Raw genomic sequence first — 19,618 nt, 5'->3', positions numbered from 1 at the left:
TCTTTACAACTTCAGCCACGGTCGTGCCCATGCTAAATCGCTTCGCACCCCTCGTGCCTCTCGCACTCGTCACCCTGTTGTTTGGTTGCGCCGCTCACTCTCCAGTGACCCAGCAGCAACAAGTGCAGCAGGTTCAACACTCTGTTAAGGCTCAGTCTTCCGTTGTTTACCAGGAAGAGCTGGCCACCGAAAAAGAACTGGCCGAGTTCGCTGATAGCAAGCCTTATCAGCTGCCTGTTCTGGCCGACAGCATCCTTGAACGCGGCATGTCCCTGATCGGTACCCGTTACCGTTTCGGCGGCACCTCTGAAGCCGGTTTCGATTGCAGCGGTTTTATCGGTTATCTGTTTCGTGAAGAGGCCGGCATGAACCTGCCGCGCTCCACCCGCGAGATGATCAACGTGAATGCCCCTCTGGTCGCTCGCAACAACCTCAAGCCTGGTGATCTGCTGTTCTTCAGCACCAATGGTCGTGGCCGTGTCAGCCATGCCGGGATCTACCTGGGCGATGATCAGTTCATCCACTCCAGCAGCCGCCGCAGCGGTGGTGTTCGAGTCGATAGCCTGGGCGATCGCTACTGGAGCAAAACCTTTATCGAAGCCAAGCGTGCACTCGCCATGGCGCCGACCACGGTCACTGCTCGCAAGTAAGCGTACTTTTTGTAAGGCGAACTTAAAGTCTTACTTGAAGTTTGGCGCGTAGCCGCTAGAATCCTGATCTATTGTTGATGACTAACCGCGTAAGCCTTGCTTACGCGGTTTTGTTTTCAGCCTCACGGCAGAGAAAGCCGCATCCGGATCAGGGTTGTTCTGCTTATGTCGACGTCGGCCCGCCTCACCCTCATTGTTCTCGCAGCGCTGCTCAGCGCCTGCGCCAGCCGTACTCCACCGCCTGCGCCGGTAGTACGCGCCCCTGTCTTCAATACCACTCAGACCTTTTCCCCTGCTGCCGAAGATGTGCTGTTTCGTGCCTTGGGCCTGGTGGGTACGCCGTATCGCTGGGGTGGCAATACCCCGGATGCCGGTTTCGATTGCAGTGGCCTGATCGGTTACGTCTATCGCGACGCCGCGGGCATTTCCCTGCCGCGCTCGACCCGCGAGATGATCGGTATGCGCGCCCCGGATATCAGCAAGGATTCGCTGCAAACCGGTGACCTGATCTTTTTCGCCACCAATGGCGGTTCCCAGGTCAGTCATGCCGGGATCTATGTCGGTGAGGGGCGTTTCGTCCATGCCCCGGCCACCGGCGGTACGGTCAAGCTGGACAGCCTGTCCAAGGCCTATTGGCAAAAGGCCTACCTCAGCGCTAAGCGCGTCCTGCAACCCGGGCAGTTGGCCCACAACCCTTAGTTTCCCGCCTGCGTCGAGGTGTTGATGACTGCCCGTAGCCTCAATCTCGACGACGCCCTCTACCACTATCTGCTGGACGTCTCCTTGCGTGAGACGCCCCTGTTGCGCCGTTTGCGCGAAGAAACCCAAGCCCTGCCCATGGCGCGCTGGCAGGTGGCGCCGGAGCAGGGTCAGTTCCTGGCGTTATTGGTGCGCCTCATGGGCGCACGCCGTCTGCTGGAGGTTGGCACCTTCACCGGCTATAGCGCGTTATGCATGGCGGCGGCGCTGCCGGATGATGGTTCACTGATCTGTTGCGATATCCCGGGTGACTACAACGCCACCGCGATCCGCTACTGGCAGGAAGCCGGCTTGGCGGGGCGCATCGAGCTGCGGTTGGCACCGGCCCTGGACACCCTCGGTCAACTGCTGGGGGCGGGGCATCAGGGCAGTTTCGACCTGATCTTTATCGATGCCGACAAGGCCAATTATCCGGCCTACCTGGAAAGTGCGCTGAGCCTGCTGCGAGTGGGCGGGCTGGCGGTGTTTGATAACACCTTGTGGAGCGGCAGGGTGCTGCAGGTCGAGCCGGACAGCGCCGACACCCGGGCCATCCAGGCGCTCAATCGCGCCTTGAAGGATGATCCGCGTGTCGATCTGTCGCTGTTACCCCTGGGGGACGGTCTGACCTTGTGCCGCAAGCGCTGAGGTTATTGCGCCTTGGCGGGTGATACGCGCCAGATCTTGTTGCCGACATCGTCGGCCACCAGCAGGCTGCCCTGCTGATCGATCACTACGCCGACCGGGCGGCCCATGGCTTTTTCGTCGTCGCTGAGAAAGCCCGTGAGTACATCCACCGGTTGTCCCTGAGGCCTGCCGTCGCTGAACGGGACGAAAATCACTTTGTAGCCACTGTGGGGCTTGCGGTTCCATGAGCCGTGCTGGCCGATAAACGCGCCCTGGGTGAAGGCCGGCAACTTGCTGCCTTCGGCAAAGGTCAGGCCCAGTGAGGCGGTGTGCGGCCCGACTGCATAATCCGGCGCGATGGCCTTGGCCACCAGGTCGAGATTCTGTGGCGAGACCCGCACGTCCACGTGCTGCCCGTAGTAGCTGAATGGCCAGCCGTAGAAGGCGCCGTCCTTGACAGAGGTGATGTAGTCCGGCACCAGGTCGCTGCCGATTTCATCGCGCTCGTTGACCGCGGTCCAGAGTTTTCCGCTGTGTGGTTCCCAGGCCAGGCCGTTGGGGTTGCGCAGGCCCGAGGCGAAGATCCGGTGGTTGCCCGTAGCGCGATCCACCTCCCATATCGCTGCCCGTCCCTGCTCCTGGTCCAAGCCGTTTTCGCCGACGTTGCTGTTGGAGCCGACCGTGACGTAAAGCTTGCTGCCGTCCTTGCTGGCAATCACGTTCTTGGTCCAGTGGTGGTTGAGGGTGCCGCCCGGCAGGTCGACGACTTTGGTTGGCGGCGCGCTGATGGAGGTTTCACCGTCTTTATAGGGGAAGCGCAGCAACTGATCGGTATCGGCCACATATAGATCGTTGCCGACCAGGGTCATGCCGAACGGCGAGTTCAGGTTCTCGAGGAATACGGTGCGGGTTTCCGCCACCCCGTCGTGGTCCTGATCGCGCAGCAAGGTGATGCGGTTGGCGCTCGGCACGCCGGCACCGGCCCGACCCATGACCTTCTCCATGACCCAGCCACGGATGCCTTTACTGTCATCGGGCTTGGGCGGGGCGTTGGTCTCGGCCACCAGCACGTCGCCATTGGGCAGCACATAGAGCCAGCGTGGATGATCGAGCTTTTCGGCGAAGGCCGCGACCTGGGTGCCTGGCGCGGCGATGGGCGTAGCGCCCTCGGGCCAGCCGATGGCCGGCGCGATATTCACCGTAGGGATCAGGGTTTTATTTGGCTCCGGCAATTGCGGTGACGGGCCGGTGCCGTCCGACACTTGCAGGGTGGAGGTTTCGCCGCAGCCGGCAAGGCCCGCGGCGACGGCGATCAGAAGAGCGAATTGGGGCTTGATGAGCATGCCGATGTCCCTGTGAATGCACTGGAGTCGTTGTATTCATAGAGGAGCATAGCCAGCCGATGGTTCAACCTGATCAGCGGGCCTCTTTGAACAGCACGGCGACCCCGGGGTGGTAGTTGCCGCTGTCGTTGTGCAACTTGCGGTAGGCGTAGGGGAAGTACCAGGCGACGGCGCAGGTGTGTTCCTTCTGCAAGTCGTCGAGCATGTCCTGGAGTTCTTCCGGTGTGGCGCTGTGCTGGGCCTTGAGCGGGGCGATAAACAGACAGCCCAGCCGCAGCTCATTGGGGTAGGCGATGCTTCTGGCATCACTGCTGGCGTCCAGCAGGGCCTGGGTCAGTTGCAGGTTGTTGACCCGTGGCCAGCGCTGGCTGACCTGGAGGAAGGCGCGTTCCTCCCGGGTGGCCACGTATAGGTCGGCGCGGCCATTGCGATTGCCTTCTTCGAGCTGCTTTTTGCTCGGGCTGTGCTGCAAGGTGACCATTTCTGCCATCCAGGCGGCGGCCGACAGCAGGCCGAGGTTGGCCTGCTCATCAAACCAGTACGGGCATTCGTTGTCGCCGCGCACCTCGTTATAGCGGTCAATGCAATCAAACCAGCGCTCCAGCATCGGGCGCAGAAACTCCAGTTTCGGATTGCTGATGATCATGCCTTGCATTGAACTCACCCTTGTTTTTGTCAGATAGATTTGGGTAGCCGAATTGTGGCTATTTGATATCACTGCTTGCAGTGTGGCACAAGATTGGCGTCATTTTATTGATCTGGTGCAGTTCTTCGCGCTCACGCAGGGCCGGCTTTAATTGACGCTCCACCCCCAACCCTCTAACCTTCGCGACTTGTTTCAGGTGCTCTGTGGCCATGGGTCGACAGGGTGAAACAGGGAAGCCGGTGAGTGCGTGTTCCGAACAGGAACGGGCGACGATTCCGGCGCTGCCCCCGCAACGGTAAGTGAGTCAAGACCGCGCTTGGTGCCACTGTGTCGAACCGACATGGGAAGGCGCGCGGTTCGGCATTAGTGCTGCTCACAAGCCCGGAGACCGGCCTGATCCATCCAACGGCATCACGGTGGGCGATGCCAGGCTTGCGCCGTCTATTTCTATTCCTGCCCCCCGTTATCCAGCCCCAACGGAGAGCTGCCCCATGACCCAATCCCCCGATCGTGACGAGCGCCATCTGGCGCGCATGTTGCGCAAAAAAGCCGTGATCGATGAACGCATCGCCAACTCGCCGAACGAGTGCGGGCTGCTGCTGGTGTTGACCGGCAATGGCAAAGGCAAGAGCAGCTCGGCCTTTGGCATGCTCGCTCGCTCCATGGGCCACGGCATGCAATGCGGCGTTGTGCAATTCATCAAGGGCCGCAACAGCACCGGGGAAGAATTGTTTTTCCGGCGCTTCCCCGAACAGGTGCGTTTTCATGTGATGGGCGAGGGCTTCACCTGGGAGACCCAGGATCGCCAGCGCGATATCGCCGCCGCCGAGGCTGCCTGGGAAGTGTCCCGTCAGTTACTGCGCGACCCGGCCATCGGCCTGGTGGTGCTCGATGAGCTGAATATCGCCCTCAAGCACGGTTACCTCGACCTGGACCAGGTGCTCAGCGACCTGCAGGCCCGTCCACCCATGCAGCACGTGGTGGTCACCGGTCGCGGCGCCAAGCCGGAAATGATCGAACTGGCGGACACCGTCACCGAAATGGGCGTGGTCAAACACGCGTTCCAGGCCGGGATCAAGGCGCAGAAAGGGGTGGAACTGTGAGTGCCCGAGCATGAGTGATGCTCGTCATTGCCCGGCGGTATTGATCGCCGCCCCGGCTTCCGGCCAGGGCAAGACCACCGTGACCGCCGCCCTGGCCCGCTTGCACCGCAATCAGGGGCGCAAGGTCAGGGTGTTCAAGTGCGGCCCGGACTTTCTCGACCCGATGATCCTCGAACGTGCCAGCGGCGCGCCGGTGTATCAGCTGGATATGTGGATGGTCGGCGAGCAAGAGAGCCGGCGCCTGTTGTGGGAGGCCGCCGCCGAGGCGGATCTGATTCTGATCGAAGGGGTCATGGGCCTGTTCGACGGCACGCCGTCCAGCGCCGACCTGGCGCGGCATTTTGGCGTGCCGGTGCTGGCGGTGATCGACGGCACGGCCATGGCCCAGACCTTCGGCGCCCTGGCTCTGGGGCTGGCACGCTACCAGCCGGACTTGCCATTCGCCGGCGTGCTGGCCAATCGGGTCGGCACCCTGCGCCACGCCCAGTTGCTCGAAGGCAGCCTGACCGAAGGCTTGCGCTGGTATGGCGCCTTGTCTCGGGAGACCGGCATCGAACTGCCGAGCCGCCACCTGGGGCTGGTGCAGGCCAGCGAACTCAACGACCTCGACCTGCGCCTGGACGCGGCGGCGCAGGCCCTGGCCGGCAGTTGCGAAGTGGCGCTGCCGCCAGCGGTCACCTTCGCCGCCCCCGAGGTAGTGAGCGCCGAGCCGTTGCTGGCCGGGGTGCGCATCGCCGTGGCCCGGGACGAGGCCTTTGCCTTCACCTATGGCGCGAGCCTGGACCTGCTGCGGGCCATGGGCGCCGAGTTGTCGTTCTTTTCGCCGATTCACGACCGCGAGCTGCCACCTGCCGACAGCCTGTACCTGCCCGGTGGCTACCCGGAACTGCATCACCAGGCCCTTGCCGAAAACAGTGCGATGCTCGCAGCGATCCGCGCCCACCACGGCGCCGGCAAACCCTTGCTCGCCGAATGTGGCGGCATGCTCTACCTGCTGGATTCCCTGACCGATGTCGAGGGGCACAGTGCCCGTCTGCTGGGGCTGCTGCCCGGTGATGCGGTGATGCAAAAGCGCCTGGCGGCCCTGGCCCTGCAAGATGTGCAGTTGCCGGAAGGAACCTTGCGCGGCCACACCTACCACCATTCGCTGACCAGTACCGAACTGACGCCGATTGCCCGTGGCGTGAGCCCCAATGGCGGGCGCGGCGCCGAAGCGGTGTATCGCGATGGGCGGATGACCGCCTCGTATGTGCACTTCTATTTCCCGTCCAACCCGGTGGCGGTGGCGGCGCTGTTCGCCCCGGAGCCGTCGCTGGCGACTGTCGGCAAGCCGGCGCCAGCGGTAGCTGAACCTTCATGACCGACAATGCTTTTTCGGCTGCCGAACGGGCCGCGGTCTATCGGGCCATTGCCGAGCGGCGTGATATGCGCCACTTCGCCGGTGGCAGCGTCGAGCCGGTGCTGTTGCAGCGCCTGCTCGAGGCCGCGCACCAGGCGCCCAGTGTCGGCTTGATGCAGCCGTGGCGTTTTATCCGCATCAGCAACCCTGAGCTGCGCGGCAAGATCCAACAGTTGGTTGAAGAAGAGCGGGTGCGCACGGCCGAGGCCCTGGGCGAGCGCTCCGATGAGTTCATGAAACTCAAGGTCGAGGGCATCAACGATTGTGCCGAGGTGCTGGTGGCGGCCTTGATGGATGGGCGTGAACGGCACATCTTCGGCCGCCGTACGCTGCCGGAAATGGACATGGCCTCGCTGTCCTGCGCGATCCAGAACCTGTGGCTGGCGGCGCGGGCCGAGGGCCTGGGCATGGGCTGGGTGTCGCTGTTCGAACCCCAGGCCCTGGCTGACTTGCTGGGATTGCCGCCAGGGGCCAAACCGCTGGCGGTGCTGTGCCTGGGGCCGGTCACCGAGTTTTACCCGGCGCCGATGCTGGCGCTGGAAGGCTGGGCGCAACCGCGTCCGCTGAGTGAATTGCTGTATGAAAATTTCTGGGGAGTGAGTCAATGAGTGTGGCGTTGCTGAGTGTCGCCGGAGTTGCGCTGGATGCGCTGCTGGGCGAGCCCAAGCGCTGGCATCCGCTGGTGGCGTTCGGCCGTTTTGCCGATCGCATCGAGCAACGTTTCAATTCTGCCGGACGCGGCTGGCGCAGCCATGGGGTGACGGCCTGGGTACTGGCGGTGCTGCCGCTGACCCTGTTGGCCACGGCGCTCTCATGGCTGCCTTATATCGGCTGGCTGGTGGAGATTCTGGCGTTGTATTGCGCTCTGGGCCTGCGCAGCCTGGGTGAGCATGTCGAGCCGGTGGCTCAGGCGCTGCGCAGCGATAACCTGGAGCAGGCGCGGCAGCGGGTCGGTTACCTGGTCAGTCGTGAGACCAGCGAGCTGGACGCCACCGCCGTCGCTCGCGCCGCCACCGAATCGGTGCTGGAGAACGGCAGCGATGCGGTGTTCGCGGCGTTGTTCTGGTTTGCCGTGGCAGGCGCGCCGGGGGTGGTGCTCTATCGCCTGAGCAACACCCTGGACGCAATGTGGGGCTATCGTAATGAACGCTTCGAACGCTTCGGTTGGGCGGCAGCAAAAATCGACGATGTGCTCAATTACATTCCGGCGCGGCTGGTGGCTCTGACCTACGCGCTGCTAGGCAAGACCCGTCTGGCGCTCAAGTGCTGGCGGCGCCAGGGCCCGACCTGGGACAGCCCGAATGCCGGCCCGGTCATGGCGGCGGGCGCCGGAGCCCTGGGGGTGGAACTGGGCGGCGCGGCGATCTATCACGGTGAGCTGCACCAGCGCCCGCCGTTGGGTGAGGGCGTGCCGGCGGATGCCGCGTCCATCGATCGCGGCTGGCAACTGGTGCAGCGCGGGGTGTGGTTATGGCTATTGATCCTTTGTGTGGGGGCTGAGTTTTATGCTTGAGCACGGCGGACGGCTGCGCAAGGCCGCGGCGCAATACGGCATCGCGGAGAACGCCTGGCTGGACCTGTCCAGTGGCCTGGCCCCCTGGCCATTTCCGATTCCGGAGATCCCCGAGCGCGCCTGGGCACGCCTGCCGGAAACCGATGACGGCCTGGAGCGCGCGGCGTGTGACTACTACGGCGCCAGCGAGGTATTGCCGGTCGCCGGGTCGCAGGCGGCGATCCAGTTGCTGCCGCGTTTGCGCCGCGCCGGCAAGGTCGGGGTGTTGTCGCCCTGTTACGCCGAACACGCCGAGGCCTGGCGCCGCAGTGGCTATATCGTGCGCGAGGTGCTGGAGCAGGAGGTCGACTTCTTCCTCGACAGCCTCGATGTGCTGGTGGTTGTCAACCCGAACAACCCCACCGGCCTGAGCCTGACTCCGGAGCGCCTGCTCGACTGGCATGGGCGCCTGGCCCAGCGCGGTGGCTGGTTGGTGGTGGATGAAGCCTTCATGGACACCACCCCGCAACTGAGCCTGGCGTCCCACGCGCATCAGGTGGGGCTGATTGTGCTGCGTTCGTTTGGCAAGTTCTTCGGCCTGGCCGGTGTGCGCCTGGGTTTTGTCCTGGCTGAACGCAAGCTGCTCAAACTGCTGGCCGAGCAGGTGGGCCCGTGGGCAGTGAGCGGCCCGACCCGGGTGGTGGGCCAGGCCTGCCTGCAGGATGCCCCGGGGCATGCCCGCCAGCGTTTGCGCTGCGACGCGGCCAGCCTGCGCCTGGCGGCCATTCTTGAGCACCACGGCCTCAAGCCGCAGGGCGGCTGCGCGCTGTTTCAATGGTTGATCGTGGCCGATGCCGAGAACCTCTACGAGTTCATGGCGCGGCGCGGCATCCTCCTGCGGCTGTTCATGCACAACAGCAGCCTGCGTTTTGGCCTGCCGGCCGATGAAGCCGACTGGTCGCGCCTGGAGCAAGCGCTGCAGGCCTATTCCAAGGACACCCCATGACCACCCTGATGGTGCAAGGCACCACTTCGGATGCCGGTAAAAGTACCCTGGTCACCGCGCTGTGCCGCTGGCTGATCCGCCAGGGTGTCAGCGTGGTGCCGTTCAAGCCGCAGAACATGGCGCTCAACAGCGCGGTCACCGCCGATGGCGGCGAAATCGGTCGGGCCCAGGCGGTCCAGGCCCAGGCTGCCAACCTCGAACCGCACACTGACATGAACCCGGTGCTGCTCAAGCCCAACAGTGATACAGGGGCCCAGGTCATCATTCATGGGCGCGCCGTCACCAGCATGAATGCGGTGGCCTATCACGACTACAAGGCCATCGCCATGCAGGCGGTGCTGGCGTCCCACCAACGGCTGAGCGCGGCTTATCCGGTGGTGATGGTGGAGGGCGCCGGGTCGCCGGCGGAGATCAATCTGCGGGCCGGCGACATCGCCAATATGGGGTTTGCCGAAGCGGTTGACTGTCCGGTGCTGTTGATTGCCGACATCAACCGCGGCGGGGTCTTCGCCCATCTGGTGGGCACTCTGGAGCTGCTGTCGGCCACTGAGCAGGCACGGGTCAAAGGTTTCATCATCAATCGTTTTCGCGGCGATATCGCCTTGCTACAACCGGGCCTGGACTGGCTCGAGGCGCGCACCGGCAAACCGGTGGTCGGGGTCCTGCCGTATGTGATGGACCTGCACCTGGAGGCCGAGGACGGCATCGACCAGCGCCAGGCCGTCAAGGTCGAACACGTATTGAAGGTGGTGGTGCCGGTGTTGCCGCGGATCAGCAATCACACCGATTTCGATCCCCTGCGCCTGCACCCCCAGGTCGATCTGCAGTTCGTCGGGCCGGGCCAGGCGATTCCGGCGGCCGACCTGATCATCCTCCCCGGCTCGAAAAGCGTGCGCAGCGACTTGGCCTACCTGCGGGCCAATGGTTGGGAGGCGGCCATCGCCCGGCACCTGCGTTACGGCGGCAAGCTGCTGGGCATTTGCGGTGGCTTGCAGATGCTCGGCGAGCAGGTCCATGACCCGCTGGGGCTCGAAGGACCGTCGGGTTCAAGCCCGGGCCTGGGTTTGCTGGCGTTCGCTACCGAGCTTGAGGCGCACAAGCAACTGCGCAATGTGCGTGGTCGCCTGACCCTGGAAAACGCCGCCGTCAGTGGCTATGAAATCCATGCCGGAGTCACCACCGGGCCGGCCCTGGAGCGGGCGGCGGTGCTGCTGGACGACGGCCGCAGCGATGGCGCCTGCAGCGCCGATGGGCAGATTCTCGGCAGCTACCTGCACGGCCTGTTCGAGGCCCCGGCGGCTTGTACGGCGCTGTTGCGCTGGGCGGGCCTGGCGGACGTGCAGGAAGTCGATTACCACGCCCTGCGCGAGCGCGATATCGAGCGCCTGGCCGACCTGGTGGAGCAACACCTTGACACCGCCTACCTGCGTGAACTCTGTGGGCTTTAACTGGCGATCCGGTTCGCCCTTCAACCTCTAAGGTGTCCAAGCATGCTGCAACTGATACTCGGCGGTGCCCGTTCCGGGAAAAGTCGCCTGGCTGAGAAGCTCGCTGCCGACAGCGCCCTGGCCGTGACTTATATCGCCACCAGCCAGCCGCTGGATGGCGAGATGAACCAGCGCATCCTGCATCACCGCGAGCGACGTCCGGCGCACTGGGCATTGATCGAAGAACCCCTGGCCCTGGCCCGGGTGTTGCGGGAAAACGCCGCGCCCGAGCGTTGCCTGTTGGTGGATTGCCTGACCCTGTGGCTGACCAACCTGCTGATGCTCGATGACGCCGAACGCCTGGCGGCCGAGCGCGAAGCGCTGTTGCAGTGCCTGGAGGCATTGCCTGGGCAGATTATTTTTGTCAGCAACGAGACCGGTATGGGTGTCGTGCCGCTGGGCGAATTGACTCGCCGCTATGTCGATGAAGCCGGTTGGTTGCATCAAGCCCTGGCCGAGCGTTGTCAGCGAGTGATCCTGACGGTCGCCGGCCTGCCCCTGACTTTGAAAGGAACTGCGTTATGAATGACTCCTGGTGGCTGCAACCGTGCAAAGCGCTGGACGCCCAGGCCCTGGAACAGGCGCAAGCCCGTCAGCAGCAGTTGACCAAGCCGGCCGGGTCTCTGGGTCGCCTGGAGCTGGCAGCGGTGCAACTGGCCGGGCTGCAAGGGCGGGTCAAGCCCGAGCTGAGCCAGCTGTGGATCGCCATTTTCGCCGGTGATCACGGGGTGGTGGCCGAAGGTGTTTCGGCTTATCCGCAGGCCGTCACCGGGCAGATGTTGCTCAACTTCGTTAGCGGCGGCGCGGCGATCAGCGTGCTGGCGCGGCAACTGGGTGCGCAGCTGGAAGTGGTCGATCTGGGCACCATCAACCCGGGCCTGGATCTGCCAGGCGTGCGCCACCTCAACCTCGGCCCCGGTACCCATAACTTCGTGAATGGCCCCGCCATGACCCGGGCCCAGGGTGAGCAAGCCTTGCAGGCCGGTCGCGATAGCGCGCGACGGGCCCTGGCCGCAGGCAGCCAGTTGTTTATCGGTGGCGAAATGGGCATCGGCAACACCACCTCGGCCAGTGCCATTGCCTGCGCGCTGCTGGAGATTCCGGTGGCGGATCTCGCCGGGCCCGGCACCGGGCTCGATGCGGCGGGTGTCAGCCACAAGGCGCAGGTGATCGAGCGCGCCTTGCAGCTCCACGGCGCCCAGCGTGAAGACGTTCTGCAGACCCTGTTCAACCTGGGCGGGTTTGAAGTGGCGGCCCTGGTCGGGGCCTACTTGGCGTGCGCCCAGGAAGGGATCGCGGTCCTGGTGGATGGTTTTATCTGCACTGTGGCCGCCCTGGTGGCGGTACGCCTCAACCCGGGTTGCCGGCCGTGGCTATTGTTCGGCCATCGCGGTGCTGAGCCGGGTCATCGGCATGTCCTCGACATCCTCGGCGCCGAGCCGCTACTCGAACTTGGCCTGCGCCTGGGTGAAGGCAGTGGTGCCGCGCTGGCGGTGCCGCTGTTGCGCCTGGCCTGCGACCTGCACGGGCAGATGGCGACCTTTGCCGAAGCCGCCGTGGCGGATCGTCCGGCATGACCTTGCGCCTTGACCTGCTGCGCCATGGCGAAACCGAACTCGGTGGCGGCTTGCGCGGCAGCCTGGACGATGCTCTGACTGCCAAGGGCTGGCAGCAGATGCGCCTGGCGGTCGAGGCCCAGGGGCCCTGGGATCGGCTGGTCAGTTCGCCGTTGCAGCGCTGCGCGCGCTTTGCCGAGGAACTGGGGGCTCGCCTGGGGTTGCCGGTGACCCTGGAGAAAGACTTGCAGGAGCTGCATTTCGGCGCCTGGGAAGGTCAGAGTGCCGCCGCGCTGATGGAGACCGACGCCGAGGTCCTGGGGCGGTTCTGGGCTGACCCTTACAGCTTCACGCCGCCTGCGGGCGAGCCGGTGCTGGCATTTTCCGAGCGTGTATTGGCGGCTGTCGAGCGTCTGCACGGGGCGTACGCCGGGCAGCGTGTGTTGTTGATCAGCCATGGTGGAGTGATGCGCCTGTTGCTGGCCCGGGCAAGGGGCTTGCCCCGCGAGCAGTTGCTGAATGTCGAGGTGGCTCACGGCGCCTTGTTTGCGTTGCGGGTCGAGGCGGATCGGCGCCTGAGCGAGGGTCGCTGAACATGCTGCCGTTCTGGATCGCCTTGCAGTTTCTCAGCAGCTTGCCGATTCGCCTGCCCGGCATGCCGCAACCCCAGGAACTGGGACGTTCGCTGCTGTTCTATCCCCTGGTGGGGGGGCTGTTTGGCGTTGTGTTGTGGGGGCTCAACGGGCTGCTCGACGGTACGCCGTTGCTGCTGCATGGGGCCTTGCTGCTCAGTGCCTGGGTGCTGCTCAGCGGCGGCCTGCATCTGGACGGATTGGCGGACAGCGCCGATGCCTGGCTCGGCGGTTTTGGCGATCGTGAACGGACGCTGACCATCATGAAGGACCCGCGCAGCGGGCCGATCGCGGTGGTGACCCTGGTGTTGGTGCTGTTGCTCAAGTTCGTCGCGCTGGTGGCGTTGATCGAGCAGCATCACGGTGTGGCTCTGTTGCTGGCGCCGCTGATCGGACGTGCCTCGCTGCTGGGGCTGTTCCTGTGCACGCCTTATGTGCGTCCCGGGGGGCTGGGGCAGGCGCTGGCCGATCATCTGCCACGGCGTGCCGGGCGCCAGGTGCTGGCGGTGGTGGCGCTGGGGTGCGTGCTGCTTGCCGGTTACCTCGGCGTGTTCGCACTGCTGTTGTCGGCCGTGGTGTTTTTCTGGCTGCGCCAGCTGATGCTGCGCCGTCTGGGCGGCACCACGGGCGACACCGCGGGGGCCTTGCTGGAATTGTTGGAAGTGGCGGTGCTGGTGGGCCTGGCGTTGTTCTGAGCCGGGCCTTGAATGCAAAATTCTTGCTTTACATGAATCGCGGGTATATACACGCACCATGCTTCCTTCTCAATGTTTGTGCACCAACCTGCGTCGTGCCGCCCGTGGCGTCAGCAGGTATTACGACGGCGCCCTCGACGGCTTCGGGATCAACGTTGCCCAGTATTCCTTGCTGTGCAATCTGCAACGCCTGGATCAGCCGAGTATTTCCAGCCTGGCTGAAGCCATGGGCCTGGATCGCAGCACCCTGGGGCGCAATTTGCGGGTTCTGGAAGGCGAGGGCCTGGTGACGCTGGTGGAGGGTGAAGATCAGCGCAATCGCCTGGTGTTGCTGACCGAAGCCGGCTGTGAGCGCCTGGTGGCGGCGCTGCCGGCCTGGGAAGCCGCGCAGCAGCGTTTGATCGATCGCCTGGGTGCAGAGAAGCGCGAAACCTTGTTGGCCTTGCTCAACGAATTGGCTTGAAAGCCATTCGTTCGCTTATAAGCGGGTAGATACCCGCAATTTGGAGAATAAAAATGTCATCGATGTGGCGTACCAGCGGTTGGGTGCTTCTGGGCAGTGCGTTGATTCTGGCGCTGTCCCTCGGGGTGCGTCACGGCTTTGGCCTGTTCTTGCCGCCCATGAGTGCGCAGTTTGGCTGGGGGCGTGAGGTGTTTGCCTTTGCCATCGCCTTGCAGAACCTGATTTGGGGCCTGGCGCAACCCTTCACCGGCGCCTTGGCTGACCGCTTTGGCGCGGCCAAGGTGGTGCTGATCGGCGGCGTGCTCTATGCGATCGGCCTGGTGTTCATGGGGCTCTCGGATTCGCCGTTGTCGCTGTCCCTGAGCGCCGGCCTGCTGATCGGCATCGGCCTGTCGGGGACCTCGTTTTCGGTGATTCTCGGCGTCGTCGGCCGTGCCTTGCCAGCGGAAAAACGCAGCATGGGCATGGGCGTCGCCAGTGCCGCCGGTTCGTTCGGCCAGTTCGCCATGTTGCCCGGCACCCTGGGACTGATTGGCTGGCTGGGCTGGTCCTCGGCCCTGCTGGTACTGGGCCTGCTGGTGGCGCTGATTGTGCCGCTGGTGAGCATGCTCAAGGACAAGCCATTGCCGGTGCTCGGCCATGAGCAGAGCCTGGGCCAGGCGCTGCGCGAGGCGTGCGGGCATTCCGGGTTCTGGCTGCTGGCCTTCGGCTTTTTCGTCTGTGGCTTTCAGGTGGTGTTTATCGGCGTGCACTTGCCGGCCTACCTGGTGGATCAGCACCTGCCGGCCACGGTGGGCACCACGGTGCTGGCGCTGATCGGGCTGTTCAATATCTTCGGTACTTATACCGCCGGCTGGCTCGGCGGGCGGATGTCCAAGCCGCGCTTGCTGACCGGGCTCTATCTGCTGCGGGCGGTGGTCATCGGGTTGTTCCTGTGGCTGCCGGTGACCCAGACCAGCGCCTACCTATTCGGCATGGCGATGGGCTTTCTCTGGCTGTCGACTGTGCCCTTGACCAACGGCACGGTGGCGACCTTGTTCGGCGTGCGCAACTTGTCCATGCTCGGCGGCATTGTGTTTCTCTTCCACCAGTTGGGTTCGTTCCTGGGTGGCTGGCTGGGAGGTGTGGTGTACGACCGAACCGGGAGTTATGACTTGATCTGGCAGGTGGCGATTCTCTTGAGTCTGTTGGCGGCCGCTCTCAATTGGCCCGTGCGGGAGCGCCCGGTGGCACGCCTGCAAGCCCAGGCAGGCGCGGTGTGAGCCGTATAGGCTGGCTTGGCTTGGGCCTGGTGCTCGGAACCGGTCTGGTGCTGCTGGCCTGGTGGGGCTGGCAGCGCGGTGGGCTGGCGCTGATGGAGTTGGGCATGGGCGCTTGCTAGGGGCGACGGCAGACGAGTAACGTCGCAGTCTGACGATTTGATCAAGGACGCAGAATATGTTGATGCGCTGGCTTGCGGTTCCAGCTCTATTCGTTGCCCTGGGGAGTTCGGCCTGGGCCGCAGACTGCCCATCCCTGTTGCAAGGCTCGTTGCCCAAGCTCCACGCCAAGGAGTCCATCGACCTGTGCCAGCGCTTTGCTGGCAAGCCGTTGATCGTGGTCAACACCGCGAGCTTCTGCGGTTTTGCCCCGCAGTTCAAAGGTCTGGAAGCCTTGTATCAGCGCTATAAGGAGCAAGGGTTGGAGGTGCTGGGCGTGCCCTCCAATGACTTCAAACAGGAGGCCAAGGACGGCGCGGAAACCGCCAAGGTCTGTTACGTCAATTACGGCGTGACCTTCACCATGAGCGAGCCGCAGAAAGTCCGGGGCCCGGACGCCGTGCACCTGTTCAAGGTCCTGGCCGAACAGAGCAGCGCGCCGAAATGGAATTTCTACAAGTACGTGGTCGACCGCCAGGGGCGGGTGATTGCAAACTTTTCCAGCTTGACCAAGCCCGACAGCCCGGAGTTGATCGAGGCGGTGGAAAAAGCCCTGGCTTCCCAACCCTGAGTTCAATGCACTGAATAAAAAAGCCCCGGATCCTGTTGGATGCGGGGCTTTTTCGTTTCTCAGCGCGGGAGTTGGCCCGGCGATGATGCTTAGAAGCGGTAGGTAGCACCTACACCGAAACCGTGGGCGCTGTTTTCGTATTCGGCGTTGTAGCTACGTGCCAATGGCGAAGCGGTCGGGCTGGTGTTGCTGCGGTTGATGTTGACCTTTTCTTCCTTGAGGTAGGAGTAGGCCACATCGATGGTCAGGTCTTCAGTTGGCGACCAGCCAGCACCGAGGCTGAAAATCGTCCGGTCGCCGGTAGGAATGCGTGGCGAGCGATCGGTGTTGTTGGTTGGCGACTGGTCAAAGGTCAGACCGGTACGCAGGACCCATTGCTTGTTCAACTGGTACGAAGTACCGATCGCATAGGCCCAGGTGTCATGCCAGTTCTGGTCTTCCTTGATGGTGGTGAAGGCGCCTGGGGCTGCGCCGCCGCCAGCAGCTACGGTTACACCTTCGTTATCCACGGTGATGTCTTTCAGGCGGCTCCAGCGAGTCCAGGTAGTACCTGCATACAGGGTCCAGGCGTCGTTGAGTTCCTGGGTTACGGACAGGTCGAGGGATTCCGGCGTCTGGATTTTCAGCGACGCGTCGTAGCGTGCGCCTTTCATGACCGGAGTCGGAGTGCCTGCGCCTGGAGAGACCGTAGTGTGGCCTTCAAGCTTGTAATCAACCTTGGAGTGGTAGGTCAGGCCGACACGGGTGGTGTCAGTGGCTTGAACCAGAACGCCAATGTTGTAGCCGTAGCCGATATCGTCGCCTTTGATCTGCACTTGGCCATCGGTCGCGGTGAACGGCGTGTTAAGCGTGGATTCCAGCACACCGGAAATGCGGTTGATGGTTGGACCGAAACCGATCGAAACCTTGTCGTTGAAGGCGTAGCTGACGGTTGGCTGGAAGGTCACCACCTTGACTTCACTTTTGCTGCCGAAGTTACGGCCCTGGAAGGAGCTTTCGTAGTCGGTGATCAGACCGAAAGGAGCGTATACGCCCAGACCGAAGGCCCACTGGTCATCGATTGGCTTGACATAGAAACCCATTGGTACGGCGGTGAAAGGCACCATGTCGCCTTTGTTGGTCCCGCTGCGGCTACCGCTGGTGTCCTTGATGTCGGTCGAGGCATCAATCGCGGCCATCCCGCCGGTGACTTGCTGGCGCTTGAGGCGCGACATGCCGGCAGGGTTACCAAATACAGTGCTTGCATCATCGGCAGAAGAAGAGCGACCTGCGAAACCAGTACCCATCCCGCTGATGCTCTGTTCGTTGAGGGCAAAGCCACTCGCGAAAAGTTGGCTGGATGCCATGGCAACGGCGAGGCTGATGGTTGTTTTGAGCATTACTTTTTTCATTATTAGAACTCCTGGTGATCACCGGGGCGAAAATTACCAACATTTTCGTCCTAGCGCTATAGGCTGTATGCCTTGATTTAGAGCGGTTTTGTAGGACAATCCGACCAAAAATGGCGTTTCTTCGCCGATCGTGCAAAAAGCGCGATCAGCAGGGGAGGAGGTTCAGCGGGGAGACATGGGTTTTCCAGGCGCAGGTGAAATCCCGCAACCGTCCTTGGGGTTGGAAAGTCTGTCTCCAGAGGCGGGCCATGCCGAGCAGGTCGTCGGCAGCCGGCAGTGCGGTTTGTTGTTCTTCGATCAGCAGCCAGGCTATGGCCGTGGCATAGCGCAGATTTACCGTGAGTTCCAGGTGAGGGCTGCTCAGGAAAGCATGCTGGCTGGCCAGGCCCCGGACCCGGCTGGCGAGTTCGGGGTCGAGGGCCAGGTACAGGTCCCAGAGTGCCGCGTGGCGGCGTTCGGCAATGCAGTAGAGGCCATGGCCGCGGCGGTCGTGCAGGGCTGAGCCCAGGTCCGATTGGCTGGCGGCGATGCCCAGCAACAACGATTCTGCGCATGGACTGTGGCGACCCAGATACTGCAGGGTCGGACGAATCACATACAGACGCAGTTCCCTGGCCGCAATCCCCATAACACCCTCGACACTCCGGTTTGTTATTGGTCGGCGATGCCTGACATCGGGCTTGGCAGCAGTGGAACGGGTCAGGTTCGCCGGAAGCGGATCATGCCGCTTGAGTTGAAGTGTAGTGTCATATGTTTGATGTAAAGGACTGTTTTTAAAATATTTTCGGCTTCCCGTTATAACCGTTATATCTATTCGTACTTTATTCGGCCGGGGATAAACAGAAACAACAGGCAATAAAAAGCCCCGCGTTCAGGCGAGGCTTTTGGGGTTGCGACGTTCTGGCGTTTCAGGCAACCAGTGCCTGACGGGTACGCTCGATCACTGCCTGCAGCGGTTCTGCGCTGGAGTATTGATCGGGGTACAGGCGTTCGCTGTGACGAGCGATGCCGTGTTCGTTGACCAGGGTGAAGCTGAAGCAGCCTTTGCGAGCGGCCATGATCAGGCAGTTCATTGGTGCAAAGGCGTTGGTTAGGGTGCGAATGGCATCCTGAGTCTGGATTTGAGTAGACATAGTTATTAGGTGTTCCTACAAATGACACGGTTAAGAACCGTGCAACGTTAAAACGTTCCAGTAACGTCGACCACCATTGGTCGAACGACGAACCCGACTGGAACAAAGCAGCCAGTTGCAAGCGCTTTTGATGTGAATGCGCTAAGGCTGGCAGGTAGGTACTTAGGAGGGCAGGCAACACAACAAGGGCAAAGGTTCTGGGCCCGGGGTGAAGATCCTGATCAATTTGCAGGTTGGTTCGGTCAGAGTAAATGTGCTTCGCGACACCCTTTGCTTTCGATTCAAAGGCCGTGCCGTCGTAAGTTTTACCTGGAAACCATCGAGGTGGTCGATCCCATGTTGTCGGTGGCAGCTGCGCTTGAGGGCAGCGTTACCGGGGGACTTGTTCGACCAGAATTGACTTTCAGCTTGGTACTAACGCCGCGGATAGTATCGTGTTGAATGCGAGGATGCAAGTGTGTTAGGAAAAAACATCTATCATGGCCAGCAATGGGGCTCAGGCCAGGGGATGCAGGGTCGTCACCCAGGTGCCGGTGCGTCGTAGCCACTTTTCTCCACAGGTGTGCCCGGGTCTGGTGCGGCGATATAACCCCGAGCAAGGTACTTGTGCACATTAGTTGCGCGGCATGTCACCGCGCTGTCACTTGGGTCGTTGGGCCGGCCATTGCCTGTGATGAAAATTTAAGTCAATGAAAAACATCGGTTTTTTTTACTGGTGAAAAAATCGTCAGTTTGAGCGTGAGCCCCGTCCCATGGGGCTTTCGGCGAGTTGTGGAGGGGTTGTCCACTGACTTATCCACAGCTTCTGTGGATTGTCCCAAGCGCTTGCTCTAGCACGGGCATGCAGGCTTTTTTAAGCTTTACCCCTGCGAAAAAAGGAGTAGAGTGGCGCGCCTTCCGATCTGCCCCACAGTGTTTTATGAAGTTTCGCTCAGTATCACCTGCTGTTACCGCCGCACCTGCGAGTGTTACCGCCCCCAAGCGCTTTTCCATGCGCGTGGCCCTGTGGCTGCTCGACAGCCCACGCCTGGGCGACAACCCCAACGTCAAGCATTTCGCCGGACGCCTGCTCAAGCAGCCGGCCCGTGAAGGGGTCGTGGCTGCGCAAAGCCGCCTGGGCCAATTGATGTGCCGCGAGTGCGGCAATGCCCGAGATCGTCGGATCGGCCAGGACCTGCTGCGCCAGGCGGCGCGCGCGGGTGATCGCCGTGCACAGCGCGAGCTGGGTCAGATCGACGACTGAGCTGTCCAAGGACCTGCGCCTTGGT

Annotated in this window: 23 protein-coding genes and 1 riboswitch; of the genes, 18 read left to right on the top strand and 5 right to left on the bottom strand. The window is 62.8% G+C overall.

Annotated features, from left to right (window positions below; all coding sequences use genetic code 11):
• Positions 1-29 precede the first annotated feature (29 nt).
• The 3 genes from MF4836_RS14150 (at position 30) to MF4836_RS14140 (ending at position 2,036) form a co-directional block, all read left to right on the top strand.
• The gene (locus MF4836_RS14150) at positions 30-650 is read left to right on the top strand and encodes a C40 family peptidase (RefSeq protein ID WP_043228701.1); all 621 of its coding nucleotides are present in this window, start codon (positions 30-32) and stop codon (positions 648-650) included.
• A 165-nt stretch (positions 651-815) separates the two neighbouring features.
• Positions 816-1,349 (top strand): C40 family peptidase, encoded by a 534-nt coding sequence (locus MF4836_RS14145; protein WP_020295608.1) that lies wholly within the window; start codon positions 816-818, stop codon positions 1,347-1,349.
• A gap of 24 nt (positions 1,350-1,373) precedes the next feature.
• Positions 1,374-2,036, top strand: coding sequence for a class I SAM-dependent methyltransferase (locus tag MF4836_RS14140; protein ID WP_078470803.1), 663 nt, complete (start codon positions 1,374-1,376; stop codon positions 2,034-2,036).
• 2 nt (positions 2,037-2,038) lie between these two features.
• On the opposite strand, the gene MF4836_RS14135 is transcribed toward MF4836_RS14140, so the two are convergent.
• Positions 2,039-3,358, bottom strand: coding sequence for a PQQ-dependent sugar dehydrogenase (locus tag MF4836_RS14135; protein WP_078470802.1), 1,320 nt, complete (start codon positions 3,356-3,358; stop codon positions 2,039-2,041).
• Positions 3,359-3,431: 73 nt separating this feature from the next.
• Positions 3,432-4,013, bottom strand: coding sequence for a hypothetical protein (locus MF4836_RS14130; RefSeq protein ID WP_078470801.1), 582 nt, complete (start codon positions 4,011-4,013; stop codon positions 3,432-3,434).
• A 168-nt stretch (positions 4,014-4,181) separates the two neighbouring features.
• Positions 4,182-4,415, top strand: a riboswitch (cobalamin riboswitch).
• Positions 4,416-4,495: 80 nt separating this feature from the next.
• Between MF4836_RS14130 and cobO the strand changes: the two genes are divergently transcribed.
• From cobO to MF4836_RS14065, 14 genes are read left to right on the top strand one after another with little or no spacing between them, the layout of a single operon-like run.
• Entirely contained in the window at positions 4,496-5,107 is a 612-nt protein-coding gene (gene cobO, locus MF4836_RS14125; RefSeq protein WP_020295604.1) for a cob(I)yrinic acid a,c-diamide adenosyltransferase, read from the top strand.
• Positions 5,108-5,117: 10 nt separating this feature from the next.
• On the top strand, positions 5,118-6,467 hold the full coding sequence (locus tag MF4836_RS14120; protein ID WP_078470800.1) for a cobyrinate a,c-diamide synthase: 1,350 nt from the start codon (positions 5,118-5,120) through the stop codon (positions 6,465-6,467).
• The gene (gene bluB / locus MF4836_RS14115) at positions 6,464-7,114 is read left to right on the top strand and encodes a 5,6-dimethylbenzimidazole synthase (RefSeq protein WP_078470799.1); all 651 of its coding nucleotides are present in this window, start codon (positions 6,464-6,466) and stop codon (positions 7,112-7,114) included. Before MF4836_RS14120 ends, bluB begins: the two co-directional genes overlap by 4 nt.
• On the top strand, positions 7,111-8,019 hold the full coding sequence (gene cbiB, locus MF4836_RS14110; RefSeq protein ID WP_078470798.1) for an adenosylcobinamide-phosphate synthase CbiB: 909 nt from the start codon (positions 7,111-7,113) through the stop codon (positions 8,017-8,019). The genes bluB and cbiB overlap by 4 nt, the downstream gene beginning before the upstream one ends.
• A complete protein-coding gene (gene cobD, locus MF4836_RS14105; RefSeq protein WP_078470797.1) occupies positions 8,012-9,004 on the top strand; it encodes a threonine-phosphate decarboxylase CobD in 993 nt (330 codons plus the stop codon). The genes cbiB and cobD overlap by 8 nt, the downstream gene beginning before the upstream one ends.
• Positions 9,001-10,452, top strand: coding sequence for a cobyric acid synthase (locus MF4836_RS14100; RefSeq protein ID WP_078470796.1), 1,452 nt, complete (start codon positions 9,001-9,003; stop codon positions 10,450-10,452). Before cobD ends, MF4836_RS14100 begins: the two co-directional genes overlap by 4 nt.
• Before the next feature lie 42 nt (positions 10,453-10,494).
• Positions 10,495-11,016 carry a bifunctional adenosylcobinamide kinase/adenosylcobinamide-phosphate guanylyltransferase gene (cobU, locus tag MF4836_RS14095; RefSeq protein WP_078470795.1) on the top strand — a complete coding sequence of 174 codons (522 nt, stop codon included), beginning with the start codon at positions 10,495-10,497 and terminating at the stop codon, positions 11,014-11,016.
• Entirely contained in the window at positions 11,013-12,068 is a 1,056-nt protein-coding gene (gene cobT, locus MF4836_RS14090) for a nicotinate-nucleotide--dimethylbenzimidazole phosphoribosyltransferase (protein ID WP_078470794.1), read from the top strand. Before cobU ends, cobT begins: the two co-directional genes overlap by 4 nt.
• Positions 12,065-12,640 carry an alpha-ribazole phosphatase family protein gene (cobC, locus tag MF4836_RS14085; protein WP_078470793.1) on the top strand — a complete coding sequence of 192 codons (576 nt, stop codon included), beginning with the start codon at positions 12,065-12,067 and terminating at the stop codon, positions 12,638-12,640. The genes cobT and cobC overlap by 4 nt, the downstream gene beginning before the upstream one ends.
• Before the next feature lie 2 nt (positions 12,641-12,642).
• On the top strand, positions 12,643-13,374 hold the full coding sequence (locus MF4836_RS14080) for an adenosylcobinamide-GDP ribazoletransferase (protein WP_078470792.1): 732 nt from the start codon (positions 12,643-12,645) through the stop codon (positions 13,372-13,374).
• A gap of 58 nt (positions 13,375-13,432) precedes the next feature.
• Positions 13,433-13,837 (top strand): MarR family winged helix-turn-helix transcriptional regulator, encoded by a 405-nt coding sequence (locus tag MF4836_RS14075; protein WP_078470791.1) that lies wholly within the window; start codon positions 13,433-13,435, stop codon positions 13,835-13,837.
• A 53-nt stretch (positions 13,838-13,890) separates the two neighbouring features.
• Positions 13,891-15,099, top strand: coding sequence for an MFS transporter (locus tag MF4836_RS14070; protein WP_078470790.1), 1,209 nt, complete (start codon positions 13,891-13,893; stop codon positions 15,097-15,099).
• The gene (locus MF4836_RS35965; RefSeq protein ID WP_274522640.1) at positions 15,096-15,218 is read left to right on the top strand and encodes a hypothetical protein; all 123 of its coding nucleotides are present in this window, start codon (positions 15,096-15,098) and stop codon (positions 15,216-15,218) included. The genes MF4836_RS14070 and MF4836_RS35965 overlap by 4 nt, the downstream gene beginning before the upstream one ends.
• A 56-nt stretch (positions 15,219-15,274) precedes the next feature.
• Positions 15,275-15,826: a glutathione peroxidase gene (locus MF4836_RS14065; protein WP_078470789.1), complete on the top strand. Its 552-nt coding sequence runs from the start codon at positions 15,275-15,277 to the stop codon at positions 15,824-15,826.
• A gap of 89 nt (positions 15,827-15,915) precedes the next feature.
• Here MF4836_RS14065 and MF4836_RS14060 read toward each other — a convergent pair whose 3' ends face one another.
• From MF4836_RS14060 to MF4836_RS14050, 3 genes are all read right to left on the bottom strand, one after another.
• A complete protein-coding gene (locus MF4836_RS14060) occupies positions 15,916-17,217 on the bottom strand; it encodes an OmpP1/FadL family transporter (RefSeq protein ID WP_078470788.1) in 1,302 nt (433 codons plus the stop codon).
• Positions 17,218-17,362: 145 nt separating this feature from the next.
• Positions 17,363-17,845 (bottom strand): hypothetical protein, encoded by a 483-nt coding sequence (locus MF4836_RS14055; protein WP_078470787.1) that lies wholly within the window; start codon positions 17,843-17,845, stop codon positions 17,363-17,365.
• 280 nt (positions 17,846-18,125) lie between these two features.
• A complete protein-coding gene (locus MF4836_RS14050) occupies positions 18,126-18,350 on the bottom strand; it encodes a hypothetical protein (RefSeq protein ID WP_008051046.1) in 225 nt (74 codons plus the stop codon).
• Positions 18,351-19,269: 919 nt separating this feature from the next.
• Here MF4836_RS14050 and MF4836_RS14040 point away from each other — a divergent pair.
• Complete coding sequence (locus MF4836_RS14040) at positions 19,270-19,593, top strand: hypothetical protein (RefSeq protein WP_043228694.1); 324 nt, start codon at positions 19,270-19,272, stop codon at positions 19,591-19,593.
• The last annotated feature ends 25 nt before the right edge of the window (positions 19,594-19,618 follow it).

The organism is Pseudomonas sp. MF4836 (genome assembly GCF_002018875.1).
Classification (GTDB): Bacteria; Pseudomonadota; Gammaproteobacteria; order Pseudomonadales; family Pseudomonadaceae; genus Aquipseudomonas.
The sequence above is the reverse complement of the archived record's forward strand: the minus strand, read 5'-3'. Positions and strand labels throughout refer to the sequence as shown.

Coding starts and splice junctions, on each gene's coding strand:
- MF4836_RS14040 (WP_043228694.1), top strand. CDS start 19,270: ATGAAGTTTCGCTCAGTATCACCTGCTGTTACCGCCGCACCTGCGAGT.
- MF4836_RS14100 (WP_078470796.1), top strand. CDS start 9,001: ATGACCACCCTGATGGTGCAAGGCACCACTTCGGATGCCGGTAAAAGT.
- MF4836_RS14140 (WP_078470803.1), top strand. CDS start 1,374: ATGACTGCCCGTAGCCTCAATCTCGACGACGCCCTCTACCACTATCTG.
- MF4836_RS14060 (WP_078470788.1), bottom strand. CDS start 17,217: ATGAAAAAAGTAATGCTCAAAACAACCATCAGCCTCGCCGTTGCCATG.
- MF4836_RS14120 (WP_078470800.1), top strand. CDS start 5,118: ATGAGTGATGCTCGTCATTGCCCGGCGGTATTGATCGCCGCCCCGGCT.
- cobD (WP_078470797.1), top strand. CDS start 8,012: ATGCTTGAGCACGGCGGACGGCTGCGCAAGGCCGCGGCGCAATACGGC.
- MF4836_RS14065 (WP_078470789.1), top strand. CDS start 15,275: ATGTTGATGCGCTGGCTTGCGGTTCCAGCTCTATTCGTTGCCCTGGGG.
- cobT (WP_078470794.1), top strand. CDS start 11,013: ATGAATGACTCCTGGTGGCTGCAACCGTGCAAAGCGCTGGACGCCCAG.
- MF4836_RS14070 (WP_078470790.1), top strand. CDS start 13,891: ATGTCATCGATGTGGCGTACCAGCGGTTGGGTGCTTCTGGGCAGTGCG.
- bluB (WP_078470799.1), top strand. CDS start 6,464: ATGACCGACAATGCTTTTTCGGCTGCCGAACGGGCCGCGGTCTATCGG.
- MF4836_RS14050 (WP_008051046.1), bottom strand. CDS start 18,350: ATGTCTACTCAAATCCAGACTCAGGATGCCATTCGCACCCTAACCAAC.
- MF4836_RS14130 (WP_078470801.1), bottom strand. CDS start 4,013: ATGCAAGGCATGATCATCAGCAATCCGAAACTGGAGTTTCTGCGCCCG.
- MF4836_RS14075 (WP_078470791.1), top strand. CDS start 13,433: ATGCTTCCTTCTCAATGTTTGTGCACCAACCTGCGTCGTGCCGCCCGT.
- cobO (WP_020295604.1), top strand. CDS start 4,496: ATGACCCAATCCCCCGATCGTGACGAGCGCCATCTGGCGCGCATGTTG.
- MF4836_RS14135 (WP_078470802.1), bottom strand. CDS start 3,358: ATGCTCATCAAGCCCCAATTCGCTCTTCTGATCGCCGTCGCCGCGGGC.
- MF4836_RS14150 (WP_043228701.1), top strand. CDS start 30: ATGCTAAATCGCTTCGCACCCCTCGTGCCTCTCGCACTCGTCACCCTG.
- MF4836_RS14080 (WP_078470792.1), top strand. CDS start 12,643: ATGCTGCCGTTCTGGATCGCCTTGCAGTTTCTCAGCAGCTTGCCGATT.
- cobC (WP_078470793.1), top strand. CDS start 12,065: ATGACCTTGCGCCTTGACCTGCTGCGCCATGGCGAAACCGAACTCGGT.
- MF4836_RS14055 (WP_078470787.1), bottom strand. CDS start 17,845: ATGGGGATTGCGGCCAGGGAACTGCGTCTGTATGTGATTCGTCCGACC.
- cbiB (WP_078470798.1), top strand. CDS start 7,111: ATGAGTGTGGCGTTGCTGAGTGTCGCCGGAGTTGCGCTGGATGCGCTG.
- MF4836_RS14145 (WP_020295608.1), top strand. CDS start 816: ATGTCGACGTCGGCCCGCCTCACCCTCATTGTTCTCGCAGCGCTGCTC.
- cobU (WP_078470795.1), top strand. CDS start 10,495: ATGCTGCAACTGATACTCGGCGGTGCCCGTTCCGGGAAAAGTCGCCTG.